The 19,789-nt window shown below is 34.3% G+C and carries 12 protein-coding genes; 5 read left to right on the top strand and 7 right to left on the bottom strand.

All coding sequences use genetic code 11. From position 1 onward, the window contains the following. Positions 1–19 precede the first annotated feature (19 nt). The 5 genes from KQA_RS0208475 to KQA_RS0208455 form a co-directional block, all read right to left on the bottom strand. The gene (locus KQA_RS0208475; RefSeq protein WP_010180067.1) at positions 20–1,495 is read right to left on the bottom strand and encodes a cellulose synthase family protein; all 1,476 of its coding nucleotides are present in this window, start codon (positions 1,493–1,495) and stop codon (positions 20–22) included. A gap of 3 nt (positions 1,496–1,498) precedes the next feature. Next, a complete protein-coding gene (locus KQA_RS0208470; RefSeq protein ID WP_010180066.1) occupies positions 1,499–2,191 on the bottom strand; it encodes a glycosyltransferase family 2 protein in 693 nt (230 codons plus the stop codon). After that, positions 2,188–2,664, bottom strand: coding sequence for a toxin-antitoxin system YwqK family antitoxin (locus KQA_RS0208465; protein ID WP_010180064.1), 477 nt, complete (start codon positions 2,662–2,664; stop codon positions 2,188–2,190). The genes KQA_RS0208470 and KQA_RS0208465 overlap by 4 nt, the downstream gene beginning before the upstream one ends. A 265-nt stretch (positions 2,665–2,929) precedes the next feature. After that, entirely contained in the window at positions 2,930–4,699 is a 1,770-nt protein-coding gene (locus KQA_RS0208460; protein WP_010180063.1) for a GNAT family N-acyltransferase, read from the bottom strand. A gap of 73 nt (positions 4,700–4,772) precedes the next feature. Further along, entirely contained in the window at positions 4,773–6,026 is a 1,254-nt protein-coding gene (locus KQA_RS0208455; protein WP_010180061.1) for an aspartate kinase, read from the bottom strand. Between the two features lie 178 nt (positions 6,027–6,204). Between KQA_RS0208455 and KQA_RS0208450 the strand changes: the two genes are divergently transcribed. From KQA_RS0208450 to KQA_RS0208435, 4 genes are read left to right on the top strand one after another with little or no spacing between them, the layout of a single operon-like run. Next, positions 6,205–6,561 (top strand): fructose 1,6-bisphosphatase, encoded by a 357-nt coding sequence (locus KQA_RS0208450; RefSeq protein ID WP_010180059.1) that lies wholly within the window; start codon positions 6,205–6,207, stop codon positions 6,559–6,561. A 16-nt stretch (positions 6,562–6,577) separates the two neighbouring features. Next, positions 6,578–7,393 carry a hypothetical protein gene (locus KQA_RS0208445; RefSeq protein WP_010180057.1) on the top strand — a complete coding sequence of 272 codons (816 nt, stop codon included), beginning with the start codon at positions 6,578–6,580 and terminating at the stop codon, positions 7,391–7,393. Then, positions 7,377–7,871, top strand: a complete 495-nt coding sequence (locus KQA_RS0208440; RefSeq protein ID WP_029209524.1) for a Rab family GTPase — start codon at positions 7,377–7,379, stop codon at positions 7,869–7,871. The genes KQA_RS0208445 and KQA_RS0208440 overlap by 17 nt, the downstream gene beginning before the upstream one ends. Positions 7,872–7,883: 12 nt before the next feature. Further along, positions 7,884–9,428, top strand: a complete 1,545-nt coding sequence (locus KQA_RS0208435; RefSeq protein WP_010180053.1) for an ATP-binding response regulator — start codon at positions 7,884–7,886, stop codon at positions 9,426–9,428. A gap of 91 nt (positions 9,429–9,519) precedes the next feature. Here the strand turns inward: KQA_RS0208435 and KQA_RS0208430 are convergent, their stop codons facing one another. Further along, positions 9,520–9,945, bottom strand: coding sequence for a tellurite resistance TerB family protein (locus KQA_RS0208430; RefSeq protein ID WP_010180050.1), 426 nt, complete (start codon positions 9,943–9,945; stop codon positions 9,520–9,522). Between the two features lie 272 nt (positions 9,946–10,217). On the opposite strand from KQA_RS0208430, the gene KQA_RS0208425 reads away from it, so the two are divergent. Next, positions 10,218–16,757 carry a glycosyl hydrolase family 8 gene (locus tag KQA_RS0208425; RefSeq protein WP_010180048.1) on the top strand — a complete coding sequence of 2,180 codons (6,540 nt, stop codon included), beginning with the start codon at positions 10,218–10,220 and terminating at the stop codon, positions 16,755–16,757. An 83-nt stretch (positions 16,758–16,840) separates the two neighbouring features. On the opposite strand, the gene KQA_RS0208420 is transcribed toward KQA_RS0208425, so the two are convergent. Then, a complete protein-coding gene (locus KQA_RS0208420; protein ID WP_010180046.1) occupies positions 16,841–19,552 on the bottom strand; it encodes a galactose-binding domain-containing protein in 2,712 nt (903 codons plus the stop codon). Positions 19,553–19,789 lie beyond the last annotated feature (237 nt).

The following is a 19,789-nucleotide window of genomic DNA, read 5'->3' as shown; positions in this document are numbered from 1 at the left end:
AAATTTGTAGTTGATTTCATTATACTTTTGATAATATGGATTTAAAAAATACAAAGGCAAACCCAAAAAACAGCATGGAATGAAAAATAGCTAGACCAAAATCTTGAAGCTGATAACCGCTGTATAAAGCAAAAGCAAAATAGCACATTAATAGGGCTTCGACAATAGTATTAGTTGATAGGTTTTTATTAATGTATTTGTTATCCTTCCAGGAATCTCCTAAGTTTTTCATGTTAAATTTAGGGGTGCGAACAAACTCGCTACGTTTTCCTAAATGTCCTTCAAGTACGGCAACACTGTTGTGAACAGAAAAGCCCATGGCAACAGAAAAGAAGGTGAAAAACATTTTAATGTAGGATAAAAAGCTTTTTGCTCCCGAGCCATGTATTTCTTTATAAGTAACCCAATAGCAAGTAAAAAAGATAACGGTACTAAAAGCAAAAAAGCCTATAACATTAAAATACCAACCAAATATAGGGTTGTTGTTTTTTATGTAAAGAATAGGAACGCTCATGATAGCAACGAACAAGACCAATAAAAACATGGAGCTATTAAGTAAATGAAAAAAGCTATGTACTTTGGTGCTAAAGGATAATTCTTTGTTGGCTAATACGGCTTTAAAAGTTTTCTTAAAGTTTTCGGCAGCTCCCTTATTCCAACGGAATTGTTGTGAGCGAGCTGCGCTAATCACTACAGGTAATTCAGCAGGAGTTTCAACTTGTTCTAAATATTTGAATTCCCATTTTTTAAGTTGGGCACGGTAGCTTAAGTCTAAATCTTCAGTAAGAGTGTCGCCTTGCCAGTTTCCAGCATCCAATATGCATGATTTTCGCCAAATACCAGCTGTACCATTAAAATTTATAAAGTGCTTTTTTATATTACGGCCTACTTGCTCCATAGTAAAATGAAAATCAAGAGCGAAAGCTTGAATTTTTGTGAGTACAGAATAATTTCTGTTAATGTGTCCCCAACGGGTTTGTACTACGCCTATTTTAGGGTTTTTAAAATGGGGGACAGTTTGTTTTAACCAATCCGGTTTTGGTAAAAAGTCGGCGTCAAAAATGGCAATGAATTCTCCTTTGGCTTTATATAGCCCTTCTTTTAGCGCTCCTGCTTTAAAACCAGCTCTATTAGTGCGATGGATATGAACAATATCCAAGCCTTTAGCTTTTAGATCTTCTATTTTGGTAAGCGTAGTAGTTATCGATTCGTCGGTAGAGTCATCTAAAACTTGAATTTCTAGCTTGTTTTTTGGATAATCGAGTAGTGCTATATTATCTAATAATCGTTCCATTACGTATAGCTCATTGTAAACAGGGAGCTGTACAGTAACAAACGGAGTTTCGTCTGGTTTTGATAAGTCAAAAACAGGGCCGTCTTCTTGTGCCTTTTTTTTAGCCTTTAAATAAGCAAACAGTAAATTAAGCTGAGCTAAGCTGTATAAAAAGATAAAAATTAAGGCGAGAGTGTATGTAATAACAATTGCCAAGTCCATATGTTAAAAACTGTATTTAAAAATCCAACTTAGTATTTTAATGCCCGCAAATATAGCACCTTTAATCGTGCCACTCACTTTTGAAACTCCAATTCGTTTTTTGTAGTGAACTGGCACTTCCGCGTAGGTTAGTTTTTGTCGTAATGCTTTTAATTGCATTTCTACTGTCCAACCATAAGTTTTGTCTTCCATTTGTAGTAAAACTAACTTATTATATTTAATTGCTCTAAAAGGACCCAAATCAGTAAAGGTCGATTTAAACAGTATACGCATTAAAAAAGTAGCCAGCCAGTTACCAAATCGTTGTGGTAGTGTCATGGATCCTTTTTCGCGGTATTCACTAACGCGAGCTCCTATAACAAGGTCTATATCCTTATTTATAATAGGGGCTAATATATTAATCATTTCTTGAGGGTAATCACTATAATCACCATCTAAAAAAACAACAATATCTGGAGGAGTGTCAAGTTCGGCTATATACTGTAATCCTTTTAAGCAAGCATTGCCATAGCCTTTATTTGGTTCGGTCATTACTGTAGCTCCAGCTTTTTTTGCTACTTCGGCAGTTTTGTCTGTGGAGCCATTATTAACTACAATAATTTCAGAAACAATATTAGGTATTTCGGCAATTACTTTTGGAATGGAGTCTTCCTCATTAATAGCAGGAATAATTACTTTTATTTGGGGATATTTCAAAATGAAAAATGAGGGTTATCGCGCTTAAAACTACTAATGCTTGTCCATTGTTGTAAAAAAATATCATTTCGATATTTACAGGCTTTTACGAGTTGTTTGTTGTTGTATACTAAACAGAAACGTGTTGTCCCGTCACTTTGGTACAAGCATTTTTCTTTTGAATGGTTGTTTGTATTGTGATAAACCCACCATTTAGTAGGAATATCGTTAGTGAAATGTCCTTCTTTGCTAAGGTTGCCGTTAGTGTTGTAAAAAAACCAGTAGCCATTTTTTAAATTATTGGTGTAATTCCCTTTGGATTTCACATTTCCATTTTCGTAGAAATAATGCCAATAATCCATTTTTTTTGAGTTCATCATCCAGCCTTCAGCTTTTTTTTGTCCCGAGGGGAAACTTTCAGAAATAAAAATTCTTCCTTCGTTAAGGTTAAATATAACCGAAAGAAGTAACAGAAAAGTTATTTTAAAAGACATTTTTGTAATTATTAATAGGTATACTGTCGCTATGATATGTTAAACTTAACAAGAAAAATTATATTTTTTCTGATTATTAGCGTTAAAGTAATGAGAAATAATATTTTATGTATAGATGAGGAGTTTAAATTAGAATAAAAGAAAAGCTTAGGTTAAACCTGTGCTATGACTTAGAAAATCTATTACGAATCAAAATCTCTGTAAAGTCAAAGGTTTCACTGCATAATACAGGTTGTATAATGAGTTTAAGGAAATGGGTAATGGATTAAATTTTAGTTTGTTGAAGCAAAGGTTTAACGGTGCTTTCGGGAAGGTCACTTATTTTAATGTACATTAATCCATCAACAGCATTGTTAAACAGTGGATCCACGTTAAAGGCAATAACTTTTGCGTTTTGTTTGACGTATTTTTTTAGGAGTACAGGAATGCGTAATCCTTCTGGTTCAATATCTGCGATAAATTCTTCAAGCTGTTTAAGGCTGTTTTCCGAAGCTTCAAAAACAAAACCTTTATCGGTATCGGTTAGTTTTACCTTGTATTCTTTTTTTGGTCTAACAAATTGAGCAATTATAGGGTCGTAATAATTAGATTTCATAAATTCGACCATAAGGGACATGGAGAATGTACTAAATTGATTGCTTATAGTCACTCCTCCAATCAAAAAATCATGATTTGGAAATTTAAGCGTACAATGCATTATGCCTTTCCAGAGTAAAAAAAGAGGCAAAGGTTTTTTTTGATATTCATTTCTTATAAAGGCTCTGCCCATTTCAATGGATTTTCCCATCATGGCATGTAATTCGGGCTCAAATCTAAACAAACGATGTAAATAAAAGCCTTTAATACCATGTGTAGCTAAAATTTCACTTCCAATTCCCATACGATAAGCACCGACAAGTTCTTTATTGTTATTGTCCCACAAAAAAAGATGATGGTAATAATTGTCGTATTTATCTAAATCAATAGCTTGGTTAGTGCCTTCGCCAATAGTTCGGTATGTAATTTCGCGTAGACGCCCAATTTCGATTAAAATATTAGGGATATCTTTTTTAGTGGCTAAAAACATTTTAAAACCTTCGTTTTGATAAATACAAAGTTGTTTTATGCTACAGTTTTCTATTTCTTCGAGAATAGTTTCTTTTTTAATAGGCAAAGCAATATTCTTTACTTTCTTTATAGAAACTTTTTTTTGTATTCTGTTTAATGGCTTTTTTTTATCAAATGATTTAGCAAGTATATAGGTCTTTTTACGTAAAAAAGTGTTGTATTCATTAATGTCGGTATAGTTTTGCTGCTTTTTTACGCTAATAGGTTTGCCAATACGTATTTTTATTAGTTTGTTTTTTTGACTGAATAATTCACTAGGCAATTTGGCACTTTGTAATAGTGGATGTATGGCGGCTAGTTTGTAAAAAAGGGCGCTATTCTTTCCATGAAAATAAAAAGGAATAACGGGGACTTTAGCTCTTCTAATTAATCGCATCACTCCATCATTCCATGGTTTGTCAATGTATTGATTGCCGTTTTTTATATTGCTTACTTCTCCAGCAGGGAAAACACCAAAACATTTACCTTCTTTTAGGTGAAAAATAGCTTCTTTAAGTCCGCCGAGACTTGATTTTTTGTCTTTATGGTTTTCAAATGGATTTACAGCAATTATGGATTCCGACAAAGGTTCAACGCGTTGTAATAAAAAGTTGGCAATGGCTTTGTAATCGGGTCTTTTTTTATGAAGTGTTTTGAGTATAATCAAGCCTTCAATTCCTCCAAAAGGATGATTTGAAATGGTAACAAAAGGACCTTGTTCTGGTATGTTTTTTAAATCTTTTTTAGGAATACGGTAGGTGATTTTGTATTCCTTTAAAGTGATATCAATAAAATTTTGGCAGGATAGGTGTTTATTTTTTAAATATCGCTTATTAATTTTACTAATACGTGTCACTTTAAGAATGAACCAACTGATAAGTCTACCAATTGGTCCAAGCTTTGTAATATGTAGTAGTTTTGATATGTCATTAATAGTTACTAGACTCATTTAAAGAGATTAATTAGAGAAATTAAAGCCGATAAATGTAAGTGTCGTATTTTATTAATGTGTTAATTCAAGCTTATTCTTTGGTTACAATTTGGTAGGTTTCAGTACCTAGTTGTTTTAGTAATATGTTTTTTCCTTTTTCTAAGCCTTCCGCAGCAGCTTTATCAAAATGTCTTATGGTGTAAAGGGATACGTTTTCTTCAAAAGTAACTTTAAATTTAGCCTTAAGTTCGGTAATCAGCTCCTGTAAATGACCAAATTTGTTATCCACACATACGGCAAAACTAATAGCGGAATTTTGAATTAAGTCCACTTTAATCTGGTACTTGTGAAAAAGGCTAAAAATTTCACTTATATTTTCTTCAACAATAAATGAAAAGTCTAATGATGAAAGTGAAATTAAAACTTGATTCTTTTTAACTATAAAACAAGGGATAAAAGGTTCCAACGTTTGTCCTTTGCTAACGGCAGTTCCGGGGTTTTCTGGATGAATAAAAGATTTTACATATAAAGGGATTTCTTTTTGTTGTAAAGGTTGTAGTGTTTTTGGGTGAATTACAGAGGCACCATAAAAAGCTAATTCAATTGCTTCTTCGTAGGATATTTGATTCAATAATTTCGTGTTTTCAAAAACTCGTGGGTCGCCATTTAATACGCCATCTACATCTTTCCAAATGCTTACACTTTCTGCGTTTAAACAATAAGCAAAAATAGCAGCAGAGTAATCACTTCCTTCTCGTCCAAGGGTTGTTGTAAAATTATTAGTATCGGCGCCAATAAAACCTTGAGTGATACTTAAGTTTTGTTTATTAACACTATTGGTAATTGCTGTTTGAGTAGTTTCCCAATCAACTTTAGCATCTCTATAAGTGCTATCGGTTTTAACAAGAGTACGGGCGTCTAGCCAATCGTTTTCAAGTCCTTTAAATGTAAGGAAATTACTTAAAATTGTGGTGGAAATAATTTCACCATAGCTTACTACTTGGTCGTATATATAGTCGTATTTAGGAGACTTATTACGTTGCAAAAGTGTTTCTAAATCATCAAAAATAGCATTGATTTTGTTAAAAATAGGGTGCTGATTACTTTTAAATAGATCTGTTAAAATACTCGCATGACTTTCTTTTAATGCCTTGATACTGTTGGTAAGTTCAGGGTTTTTGTCTCGGTATTGTTCAATAACGACTTCCAAAGCATTTGTTGTTTTTCCCATAGCAGAGACTACAACAAGTGTGTTTTTGTGTCCCACTTTTTCTAATACACTTACTACATTTTTAACTCCTGCAGCGTCTTTAACAGATGCACCTCCAAATTTAAATACTCTCATGCTTTTTTTGTTTCAAGCGATTATTTGGCTTGATATTTGTTTTAAAAAATTTAGCATCAAATTTACGTAACTTAACCTAATTGATAAAACTTTAGTTAAGGATTTAGAGTTTCGTATCTTTATGTAAGAAAATGCTATCTTTACAAAGAAGTAGCCAACACTGAATTCAATAAATATCATGTCTAAAAATAATATTGAAACTGAAACTCCCCCTAATGGTGCTCTAGATGCCGGGTCAAAAATTGAAGCTATCAAGAATTTGATTTTTGGGGAGAATATACAAGCTTATGATTCGGAGTTTGATTCCTTAAAAAAAGAAATTGCTCAAAAAAGAGATGAGCTTAAGGATTTTATAGAAGAAACCCGAAAAGAATTAAACGGTCTGATTGATAATCTAAGTACAGATCTAAATATTAGAATTACTGAATTAGAAGGGTCTATTGCTGACAAAGCAGAAGATTTAGAAGCCAAAAAAGTAGATAAAAAAGCATTAGGTCAACTTTTGGTGAAATTAGGGAATCAAATTAGTGAGTAATCAATAATTGATTATAATGGAGCAAAATGAGCGACTAAAACTGCTTAAAAAAATTCTACTAGCAGATACAAAAGAGGTTACAGACTCTTTGATTGCTGATGTAGAGAAGCTATCTAGTACTTTAAACGAACCATTAGAATTGTCCCAAAAGGTAGATCCTTTAATAGACAAAAAGATTAAAAAGTTGATTGATGATATGCCTCAAAAACTATCACCAGTTATAACAAGTGCTTTAAAAGCAGAAATTAAGAATTCTCAAGATGCAGTAGTTGAAGCCTTATTTCCTATTATAGGGAAAATGATCAAGAAATACATTGCCAACGAAATTAAATTACTTAATGAAAGAATTAATAAGCAATTGAAAAAAGCTTTTTCATTCAAGAATTTTTTTAGGAGTAAGTTTGGTAAAAAAGATATAGCTAATGAAATTATAGCAAGTTCCAACGAGGCGAATGTCTTGCAAATTTTTGTTATAGAAAAAGCATCTGGATTACTGGTGGCTAAATATGCAAAAGAGGAATATGACACCATGGATGATGATTTGATTGCAGGGATGTTAACGGCTATAAAAAGTTTTGTAGAGGATGCTTTTAAGTTGGGAGGACAGAATTTGGAAACCATTTCCTATGAACTGTACACGCTTCACATTCAAAGTTTTCATAATTATTATGTAACTGCTGTGGTCAATGGAACATATACCAATGAGTTTAAGGATATTTTAGAAGATAAAATCTTAGATTTTGCCGAAAAAGGGATTTCAAAAGAAGAAATTAATAATAGTGAAGTATTTTCATCACGTTTAAAAATATATTTTAGTGAGCAAATTGTCTAAAAAAATTGCCTTAGTAGGCCCTTTTGGAGTAGGTAAAACTTCGTTATTTCGTCGGTTTATTGATGATGCTTTTTCGGAAGATTACAAATCGACCTTAGGAGTACAGATTCAAAAAAAAGTAATACAGATGGATAATGGGACAGCTTTATCCATGATTTTGTGGGATACTGAAGGGCATGAAGAAATTTCGCAAAGTAGAAGTTCTTATTTGTTAGGATCTCATGCCTTTATATATGTGTTTGATTTAACGCGAATCGATACTTATAAAAATATCAATGAACAAATTGATTTTTTAAAAAAGAACTATCCTAATGTGCTCATAAAAATTATAGGGAATAAATTAGATACGGTAGCTTTAAAACGGGTTAAAAAAAGTTTAGAAGAACATAATGTGAATTATGATTGCTTGACAAGTGCCAAAACAGGAGAAAATGTAGCTGAGTTGTTTGTTGAAATTGCAGTTGATTTAACTAATTAAATTTTTTGTTTTATGAGTGATTTGAATAAGAAAAAATTTAATGATAAAGTCCAGTTAATTACAATTAATCATAAAGGGATTGTATCCTTTACGGATGCAAACTTATTTAATACTATTAATGAAGGGGACGTAATTTATGAATTGCATCCTTTTTTTGAAGTAATTAAAGGTTTATTACAAACGTATACACCCACGGATAATGAATTTAGTTTTCCGTGTGTGCATTTAGCAATGGATCAGGTGTCTGATGATAGAATCTGTGACGTTAATATTACCATTGATTTAGCCGAAATACACATAGTCATATTTGATTATACGCTTACTTATAAAGAGTTGAATAAAATTTCTCAAGAGCGGAATGAGTCAATAATAAGGAGTCAGGAATTAGCATTTTCTAACAAATTACTTTTAGAAAAAGAATCATTTAAAAATGATTTTATAGCAAACATAAATCATGAGGTAAGTACGCCTATTACATCCATAAAAGGATTTTTGGATTTGCTTAAAAAAACAGATTTAAGTTACGAGCAAGAGGAACTAGTTCAAATTATATTAAGAGAAAGTGAACATTTAGAACGTATTTTTGGTGATATGCTCGATCTTTCTAAAATTGAAACAGGAACATTTAAATTACTGGAAGAACCTTTTGATTTAATAGAGTTGATAGAATCCATAGTAGATTCGTATAAACATATAGCGGCAGAAAATGCACTTGAGTTTAAGGTGAGTATTGATTCCAAACTTAATGCTCAAATGTATGGAGATAAAACAAGGATATATCAAATTGTAAATAATTTACTGAACAACGCATTTAAGTATACAGAAAAAGGCTTTGTTCAATTTAAAGTTTCTAAAAAAGGAGGGAAATACAAAAAGCAGATTGTACAATTTGAGATTGAAGATTCTGGTATTGGAATTGAAAAAGAAAATCAGGTCTCTATTTTTGAAGCTTTTGTTCAGCATAATGATAAAGGGGAAGGATCTGGTTTAGGTCTCCATGTGGTCAAAAATTTAGTGCACCTAATGAATGGCTCTGTTGAAGTGGAAAGTGAACCCGGAAAGGGAACAAAGTTTACATTGGATATTAGTTTAAGGCATGATACAGGCAATCAAGAAGAAGAGGTAGCAAAGGTGGCTAAACTAAAAGCGCCTAAGTCAGGACGATTTAGAGTACTTGTAGTAGAAAATAAAAGAAGTACGCAATATTTAATTACCCGTTTGCTATTAAACCAAGGCTGTTTTTTTGTGGATGTAGTTTCATCTGCTGAAGAAGCAATAAAAGCAATAGAAAACAGGACTTATGATTTACTTATTCTAGATATAAAATTGTCGGGAATGTCCGGTTTTGATTTGGCACTAAAAATCAGAAAAGACTATGCGGACGAGTTTATAAAAGACGTGCCTATTTTAGGAATATCCGCAATTAAAACACTAAATATCGAAAATTTATGTGCTATAAATGGTATTGATTCATTTTTAGCAAAACCTTTTTCGGAAGAGTTGTTAGTAGGTAAAATCACCAAGCTTTTTAAAAGGAAAGGGAAACAGTATTCATAGGTTTATTAAATTAATAATTAGAATACAAAACGACAAACCCCGATGATATTCATTGGGGTTTGTCGTTTTGTAAGTGATGTTACTAAAAAAATTATAATGAATTTATAATAGTATTATAATCATCAAATTTAATTTTACCACTAAATAGTTCAATAGATTTTTTAATTAAGCTTTCGGTGCTTTCGGCAGAAAAACCTAAACCAATAGCATATTTTTTTATTAGTTTACTTTCAATTTCATCCATGCTATTATCGGCATATATAATTTTAAATAAATCATATAAACGCTCTAAGCGTTCTCCAGAGTTATTTGGAGGATTAATAGGGTAGCGTTTTGGCGTTTTTAAAATTTCTTCAAATTCACTGTCGTCAACATCAAGTTTACGTGCAAAACGCTTAAGTAAACTAAGTTCATTTTCGTTTACAGCACCATCAGCGGCAGCTAGAGTCACTATAGAAGCAAAGTGACCTAAGTTTTTTTTATGCTTTCCGCTATCGAATAAATCATTAAATGACATAAGTATGTTTTTTTAGAAGCACAAATATAGCCAAAGTAGCGTAATTCTATATTGGAGGGAAGCTTTTTTTAAAATTGAAGAACCTGATTTTTTTGTAGTTTTTTTCTTTATTTTTTATTTAAACAAAAAAATAATAAGGTGTTATAAGGTTACTTTTTTAAGTTAAAAGGAAGTTGGGGTTTAGGTATATATTTTAAGTGATTTTTAACAGGTAATTTTTGAGCTAAAGTGGCGTTACACAAGGGAACTAAACCACTATACACTTCTTGAGAATGAATAAATTATACACTTGTTTTTTTGTGTTTTTTCTGGCACTTGTAAGTTTTTCGCAACCTCCTACAAGTCCCGAAGTTTTTGTTGATATTAACTCCGGAAATCCAGCGTTTCCTTTTCCGCAGTTTTTAGCTTATGAATCGGCGAATCATAAATTAGGAAATTTAGCTACAAATAATGCTCCGGGAATTACACATGCCGAAATGGAACAGGCTACCAAAGATGCTTGGCAAATAATGGCAAACAGATTTAAATATACGGGAGAGAGCCATGCAGGGGTGAAATATATTATAGGTAATTTAGGATGTCCACATGATTGTACTGAAGGAGATGGTTATGCCATGTTAGGGGCTGCGGAAATGGCTGATAAAACTACTTTTGATGGACTTTGGTTTAGGGTGCATGATTTAAAAATGATAAAGCAGCCTAGATATAAAGATTGTGTTGTGCCAGATAAAAATTATCAATGGGGAGATTTATCAATATCTGAGAAAGGTTTACCAGGATCTGATAGTGCTGCGGATGGGGATGTTGATATTGCCTTAGCGTTACTTGTTGCCTATAAACAGTGGGGAGGAGATTCAGGGCATAAAGATGGTTGCGGGAATGTAATTAATTACAAAGAAGAAGCATTAAAAGTAATTAGAGGTTTGGTAGAACGTTTTGAAGGAAACGTAAAAGGAAATGAAGATTTTACATCAGGTATCATTGGTTTTGATGGTTATCAAAAAGGGGGGAATACATGGCTGGAGTTATCAAAATGGTCAGCTACTTTGATAAACCCTAAACCACAATATGGGCCAAACACACCTCATCATATTGATTATAATGCACCTGCATATTTTCATGCTTTTCAAAAATTTTTAGAAGATAATGGAGATACTCGCGATCAAGGGTGGAATATAGATCAGTTTAAAAGAGCAGAAGCATCATCAGATTGGTTAATGGGTAAAATGTTAGATAATCCAGCAACACTTCCGTTGGCGGGCTGGGTTGATTTAGACGCAGCAAATAACCCAATATATAGTAGTTTTTCTGAAGGTGAAGATTTTAGAAATCCATGGAGAACGATATTGAATTATGTATGGCATGGTGATCCTAAAACTAGTTGGAATCCTTCGATACATGAAGTTGAGGCAGGAGGTAATTCGTTTGAAAAAAATATAGGAAAAAGATTAGCTACTTTCATGAAGAACCCTGGTCAAGCACCTTGGTCAAATGATTGCTGGGTAGCAACAGGTGGTCCAAGTTTATCATACAATGGAGTTTCTCAATTAAGACAACAATATGATCCTAATTCAGGGAAAATAATAGGAGCTTTTCCATTAAATTGGTTAGCGGGTACAGGATCTCCTGCAGCAATTGCAGCAGAAGATTATGATTTAATGGGTAAATTATACCGTCAATGTGTTATTGAATGGGATACAACTACTGCTGGAGATGGTTATTTAACAAGTATTCCGGGGTATTTTCATGGATTTTTTAGGTTATTAGGGATGTTAACGCTTTCGGGGAATCATCATTCTCCGGCAGAAACTATATTAGAGTCTAATCTAAAAGTATATCATAGTGTAGATAAAACTTTTGCTTTTACAGGCGATGAAGTTGAATTTACCGTGGCTTACCGAAATTATGCTTCGGTCGATGGAAAAGATGTTAAGATTAGTACACTTATTCCAAAAGGGATGAGTTTTGTGTCGGCAACCAATGGAGGTGTGAACGCAGGAGGAACTGTAACTTGGGATATTGGAACAGTACCAGGTTTTAAAACAGCAACTGGAATTTCACCTACTACTGGAGAGGTGAAAATGATTTTAAAAATAGACAAAGGAACTACGGGACGAATTTGTACTGAATTTGATATAGAAACTTCAAACGGAAAAGGATGGACTTCTAATGAATTTCCGAATGAGGAAACTGCTGTAATGCAACGTAATTGTTTTGATGTGGCAGAAAAAGCATTGGAAATTGAAAAAACAGTGGATAATGCGACAGTAAATCCAGGAGATCAAGTTACTTACACCGTAGATTTTGAAAATGCATCATCGGGTGGTTTTTTAAATGGTGGGAGACAAGATGTGATTCCTGCTTATGCGCATAGTGGTCATGGTGGGACTACCAATCAACGTGATGTTAAAATTAGATTATATCACGGAGCAGCAGAGCCCTATATTGATTATGGTAATTATAGGATTTCATTATTTTTAAATGATAATGCTGTGGATTGTGTCGCAGGAACTCCAGGGTGTACTGGGACGGGATGGGCCTTGGATGCTCAAATTTATGAAGGAGGAGATCGATCTAAAGTAAGTATCACTAGTGAAAAAATTATTCCTGGATCAGATGCTAAAGGTGCATGGAATCAACGTGTGATTGTTAAATTTTCGGAGCAATTGGCCACTATAACACCACATATTTCGCGCTATTTTGGTTTAACAGGCGGACGAGTACATCAAGGAGGGGCCAATCCGTTAAGGGCGAAATGGCAAATGCATACGAGTGCTTGGGGTAATGTACAATGGGATGATGATTGGTCATGGAATCCAGCAGTGAGTGATGGCGATGACGGCTTGTATTATCCCGTAACAAATAACTGGACAGATCCAGATAACCCAGATGTACCCGTAACTGAATATCATAATGAGGCTTGTGAAAAACCTACTATTACTATTGATAATGTTTTGGTTGAAGAATGGGATGGATTTACTTGGCGTAGAATTTTTGGAAATAGTCCAGTGCCTGGAAGAGAAGTTGAAGATGTGGTATTAACAGATGTGTTACCTGTCGGTTTTACATTTGTAGGTTTTGTGGATGCTACAGGAAAAAATTTAGGAGATACGGTTGAAATTTTAGGGGAGAAGGCCACTTACGATAAAGCTACGCGTACAATTACTTGGAAAAAAAGTGCGATGCAAGTAAAAGAAAAAGGGGCGTTTAGTTATTTAGCAACGGCAAACTTTTCATCGGGAACTTGCCCTAGAGCTGATGAAATTCAAATTAATACTGCTTCTATTGAAGCTAAAAATGAGTCGCCAGTAATTGATACTGCCGAAGTAACTATTACATGTACTCCAGTAATTTTACCTCCGCCGCCTTCGTCAATGACAAAAACGGTTTTACCAAAGTCGGCTGTGGTTGGTGATCAGGTAACTTATACATTGAGTTATAAAAATACTGACGGTTCTCCTTTTGAGGCAGATTTCACTAGGTCATGGACTACCCAAAGTGGACCTGCTATGACAGTGACACCTAATGTGGGTGTATCAAATGTATCAAATAGTGTAGCGGTTTCTACGCATGATTTTTCCCATGGAACAAATGGGACCATTGAGGCCGAAGTTAATTTTGCAGATAGTCAAGCTTATGGATTTGCTTTGCGGCATACTGGAGGCGCTATTGATAATGGAATTTATATTGTTTTTAAACCTAATTTTGGTGGTGGTAATATAGAGACAGAAGTGTTTGACGGAACTAGACCAATAAAAGCAACAGGAATAACACCTTCAGGAAATCCAGCAAAAATTAAACTACAATTAGTAGATGATCAATTACAAGTATGGATGGGGAATACGACTACTCCAACCCCTACTTGGACAGTAACAGGCTTACCAATAAGAGCGGGTTATGCGGGAGTAATAAATGGATACCCTAATAGTGCTTCAGATAATTCCGGAATACATCAATTGATAGCCTATAAATCTAGTTTAGATTCTGCATTTGATTTACAAATCACGGACCCAATTCCAGCAGAAATTAATTTTGTTTCGGCAGCAGATTCAGGGGTAAATACTGCTGGGGTGGTTACTTATCCTATTATATCAGGACCTGTATTAGCAGATACTGAGGTTACCTATTCGTGGAAAGGAGAAATAGCTTCATGCCCTTCAGCAACCTCCAAAATTATTAATCTAGCGTATACAAATGCTTTAGGCTTACCTAAGGATTTTGTGAGTGCACAAGCTATTTTAGATTGTAGTGGAGCAGACCTTTGTGCTTTAGTAGATGTTGACGAACCTACACAAAATGTACCTGTATTTTGTGTGGGAGAAATAGCAAATGATATTGATACTTATATTACTGCAACAGAAACTATAGTTTGGTATGTGGATAAGGTGAGTACTTCGGCCATAAGCAAACCGATAATTGACACAGCTGTAGCTTCTAATACAACATATTATGTGGCGCAAAAAACAGCTGATGATTGCGAAAGTGATCGTGTTGAGGTAGTAGTTGAAGTGAAAACTGGAGCGGCTTCTCAATCAGCAACAAAAACGATTCAAAGTGGCGTTGCTGTAGATTTCGATATTGAGACAGAAATGGGATTAGAGCCTGGGAGCATTAGTTGGGAAACTATTGATAATACGAATGTAATGGGAGAATCTATAGCATCAGTAACATCCGATGTGATAACTGATGTATTAGTGAATACTTCTAGCCTAAGCGAAACGATTACTTATACTATTACATCGGTGCCTACAACTGGTTGCGCGCCTGAGCCATCGGAACTGGTAGTTACGGTATTACCGCCAGTCACTACATTATCAGCATTTATTACTGGTGATTCCGTAACCGAAGGTGAGGATTTGGAGTTTGTAGTTAAATTGACTGAAATTGCGGCTACAGATGTTGAGGTCACTATTGCAGTATCTGACATTTCAACATTGCCGGCTGATTATAACATAACAAACACAAGTATAACAGTTTTAGCAGGTAGTGATGAAGCCATTTTTGTGATTCCGACAATTGACGATACAGAGGTAGAATTACTCGAAACATTGGAAGTCGCTATTGTAAATGTAAATGCGATGCCCAACTCAATTGTATCCACGGCTAATGGTGAAATAGAGGACAATGATATGGCTTGCCCTGTTATTGATAAACCAGTTGTAGCAACTATTGAACTTTGTGTTGGGGAACCTATTACGGATATAGAAACTTATGTTACTGCTACAGAAACTATAGTATGGTATGCAGACGCATTAAGTACTACACCGATTAGTAAACCAATTATAGATACATCAGTTGCGACTACTGTTTTTTATTATGTTGCTCAAATAACACCAGCAAATTGCGAAAGTGATCGTGTACAAGTTGGCATCCGTATTAAAGAAGGTGATGTTGGACAATTTAAAACTAAGACCATTATTAATGGAGCTACAGTGAATTATGATATTGTTGCCGAAATGGGACTAGAAGCAGGAAGTATTAGTATAGTAGCAACAAGTAATGATAATGTGACTGGTGAAACTGTTGTGAATTTAAATTCGGATGTAGTTGCAGATGGATTAACTAATAATTCGACAGTACCACAGGTAGTCACTTATACAATAACTGCGAATCCTTCGGCAGGTTGTGCTCCTGAGCCTTCTACATTAGAGGTGACTGTATTGCCAACTGCTACTGTTTTAACGGCTATTATTAATAGTGGAGCTACTGTTGTTGAAGGGGGGAATTTAATTTTTCCTATTACATTAACAGAAGTAGCCACAAAGGATATAGAAGTTACATTTGAAGTTAGAGATGTAACCACAGTATTTCCTGAAGATTATAGTAAGGTTACTTTGTCGGCTCTTATACTAGCTGGATCAAATGATACTGTTTTTATTTTGGAAACTATAGATGATCTTATTGAAGAAAACACAGAAACCTTAGAATTGAGAATTGTAAATGTTGATGGGATGCCCAATCCAATTGAGCAAACCGCTATTGGGACTATAGAAGATAATGATGGCCCTGTACCTTGTACAATGGTTTTGCCACCTTTGGTGAATAATGCTTCATTTTGTTTTGGTGATGTTCCTTTGGCAATCGAAACCTTTATTTCGGTAACTGAAACCTTAGTTTGGTATGGAGATGCAACAACAGCTTCAAAAATTACAAAACCAATAATTAATACGGGTGTTGCTTCGGATACTACTTACTATGTTTCTCAAAAAGATGCTTCTGATTGTGAAAGTGAAAGAGTTTCGTTTACGATATCGGTAGCGCCAGAAAAAGTGCCTCAGTTTGATACGATTACTATTGAGAGTGGTAAATCGGTCGATTATGATTTGATTTTTAACATGGGAGTATTAGAAAATTCTTTTTCATGGCAAGCAAGTAGTGAAGTGGCTTTTATTGAAGGGGAAAATACATTTAATTCTCAATCTCGAATTATTTCTGATGTATTAGTAAATACAACAGATCAGGTACAGGAAGTGGTTTATGAAATAATGGAAACTGGAGGCGATTGTCCTGCGAGTAGTAATTCAAGTCTTATTGTAAGAGTAAATCCACCAAAAGATAGAGGCTATCCATTATTTTTTACACCTAATGGTGATACACAACATGATTATTGGGAAGTAAGTACTAAGACCATAGCGCTAATCGAATATATTGAGATATATGATAGGTATGGGAAATTGTTAGTGAGTATAAAACCAACTGATCGTTGGAATGGAACTTACAATGATCTCCATATGCCAGCGGATGATTATTGGTTCGTTGCTACATTAAAAGATGGTCAGCAGGAAACGGGTCATTTTAGTTTAATTAGATAAGAAAAAAATAGAAAAACCCCAGATTATTTCTAAAAAAGAAGAATCTGGGGTTTTGGTTTTATTAAGGTGGGATGGACAGTATATTAATTAATAACTAATTTGAATACATGTCTATCTAATTGAATAAAGTAAATACCCGTTGCTAAGTTGGTGGTATCTACTAAAGTTTGACCTTCTGTAGATTTAATCACTTTTATTAATTTTCCAGAAAAGTCAATTATAGAAAACGTATTTCCAATGCGGGTGTTTTCAATACTAATAGCATTGCCTCTAGAAACTGGATTAGGATAAATAATTAAACCTTTGTTGGAATCATCAACAATGTTAGGAGTTAATTTTTTAGCACCCGAAGTGACAGGGCTTCCAAAGACTTCAATTTCTGCAATATGTAATATTCCTGTGCCAATTAGTTGCACTCTAACGTATCTTCCAATTCTATTAAGACCAACACTAGTAGGCCTTAGAGCCATATCACTTTGGAAAAAAACACCAACACCAGGTTGATTTGCAGTAGTAACTATATCCGTTGAAGAAAAAGCTTGATCGGAAATGAATAATTGATATTCACGTAAACGATCTGCACAACAATCTAATCTATTCCATATAGTAACTTGATTGATATTGAAGCGATCTCCTAAATCAATTTCCAACCATGCATTTGCATCTTCATCCGTATGGTTAAAATTGTTTCGATCTCCATCAACAGCAAAACTAGCATTTAAATCAAAAAGCGTACTTGATTGTGTTGCTATTTTGTTTAAGGCAATATTAGTTCTGACAGTAGCGCCTCCTGGGTTTGAAACAGGCGCTGGTACAGGTGCAGGAGTTGGATTAGGTATTGGTGTAGGAGTAATTACGTTAATTGTAATAGATTCTGTAATGCTATTTCCATTGTTATCAGTAGCTATAGCTTCAAGGATATGACTTCCGGCACTTAAACTTCTAATGCTATTATCAGCATTATTTGAGTTGTCAGTCCCCCAATTATATGGCGAGATGTTTTCTTGGCGAACTAAATTACCATCAAAAAATAAACGAACATTGGCAATGTTTCCATCGGAATCACTTGCATTTACAGTAACACCTAGGTTGTCACCTACACTAAAATTAGCGTTGTTGCTTGGGTTAGAAAATGATACATCAGGATTTGTGTCAATTATTACAGGGGCTGGACTAATAATTGGAATATTAGTGTTAATATCATTACTATAAGTAATTGTAGTAGTAGCATCGGCAAAGGCGGCATCATTATCTACCGACATAAATAAGACTAATAATAGCTGATGGCCATCCTCAAGTTCATCCGAAGATGGAATTGGATTATTCCCTGCTTCATCAAAAGTACTTGGTATAGTGTATGCAAAATTAGCAATACCTTGATTAGCTAAATCGGGTGTTCTATCTACATCAATAACTGCAGTAAAAGGACTTGATGCAACTTCATCCCCATTTTCGTCTATTTCTCTAACTAAAACAGCAATGTAATTAATAGCCTCTTCGTTACCATTTTCACTACCAGTAGCATAATCAAAACTTAAGCTTACTTCTTCTCCAGCTTCAAATTCGGGGTCTATTGCACCACTTGGAGCAAATAAATTTCTATTTGTAAATACCAAAGAACGCTCTCTATCGGTATTTACAGGTGCATTTTGTGGTCCATTAACTGCTACTGGTTTGTATACACGTATCCAGTCTACTCTCATCACATTATCCTCCGGTCTGTTTATTTCTGCGTCACTTGGTGAGCGACCAGCATCTGCTTGAAAACTTTGATCTTCCACATTAATAATAATATCCATTTCTTTTGAGAAACGACGACCATTTTGTAAATGATTAAAAGGATCAATAACACTAATGTTAGATAACTGTTGTGCCTCTTCTAAACTAGATGCTACATTCATTTGTTGAAAACCAGGTAAGTTAGGGTCAAAGAATAATTCACCAGTTCTTCCTGTACTTGTTACTCCGGCTGGATATGTAGCCTGAAATTGTTCGTCAATTAATCGAGATGTTACCGCATTATTATCTACAATACGTTGTAATTGACCATCAATATAATATTCAAGTCTAGTTGGCGAAACCCAGTATACTCCTATATTTACTGTTCTTCCTCCCCATTGGTTTACGGCACGTCTTCTCCAAAAACTATTAATGTCTCTAGGTTGGTAATCCCTAAAAGGTTGGCGTATAAATACATGGTGACTTAGGTGTATACGCTCAGCAAAAAATTGATTACGACCATCATCACCAGCACCCCCATAGGCTTCAATAATATCAATTTCTTCAGTATCATCAGGACTTAAAAGCCAAACATCAGATGCTAGCATGGAATTCATTATTTGCACTCGGGCTTCTACATATACCGGATAAATCACTCTATTTAAGTTGGTCATACAACCACTACGTGATGAAAAATTATAGGTTTGAACTCCATTAAGATCTATTTTAGACTCTCCCGGCACACGTGAAGCGATAATATTTAATGTTCCGCCTCCAACGGAAATATGATCTCTGGTCCATATAGTTGGGCCAGGTCCAGGGAAAACATTTGGTCTACCGTTAGGTTGATCGTGGTATTGATTGTACCATTTGGCAGGTTGACCAGATGGGCCAAAATTTACTCGATTTGAAGAACCATTAAATGTATAATTAAAATCATCGGAAGGAGCTTCCTGTAATACCCATGTTCTACCTGGTCCTGGATCGGGTGGAATTGGAACATTATCCCAATCACGTTGCGCATTGGTGGTTATTGTTAAAAAAGTAAATAAAGAGAGTAGTCCTAATTTTTTCATAGCTTAATTTTAATTGATTTTAAAAGAAAATGTTTTAGCATTTTTTTTGTTGTTTATTAAGGATTGGTCAATAAAATATAGTTAAGCTAACGTTATAGTTATTTTTTGAAGGAGTATTTTAAGGATTTTATATCTGTGAAGTAGTTCTTTTTAAGTCTTACAAATTGTAAGTTATTGACTGATAGTGATTGGGGAATGCCATAAGAAATGTTAAAAATATTTTTCCAAAAAGTTATG

The sequence above is a fragment of the Aquimarina agarilytica ZC1 genome (assembly GCF_000255455.1).
In the GTDB taxonomy this organism is placed as follows: Bacteria; Bacteroidota; Bacteroidia; order Flavobacteriales; family Flavobacteriaceae; genus Aquimarina; species Aquimarina agarilytica.
This window is presented reverse-complemented; position numbering and strand designations above follow the sequence as displayed.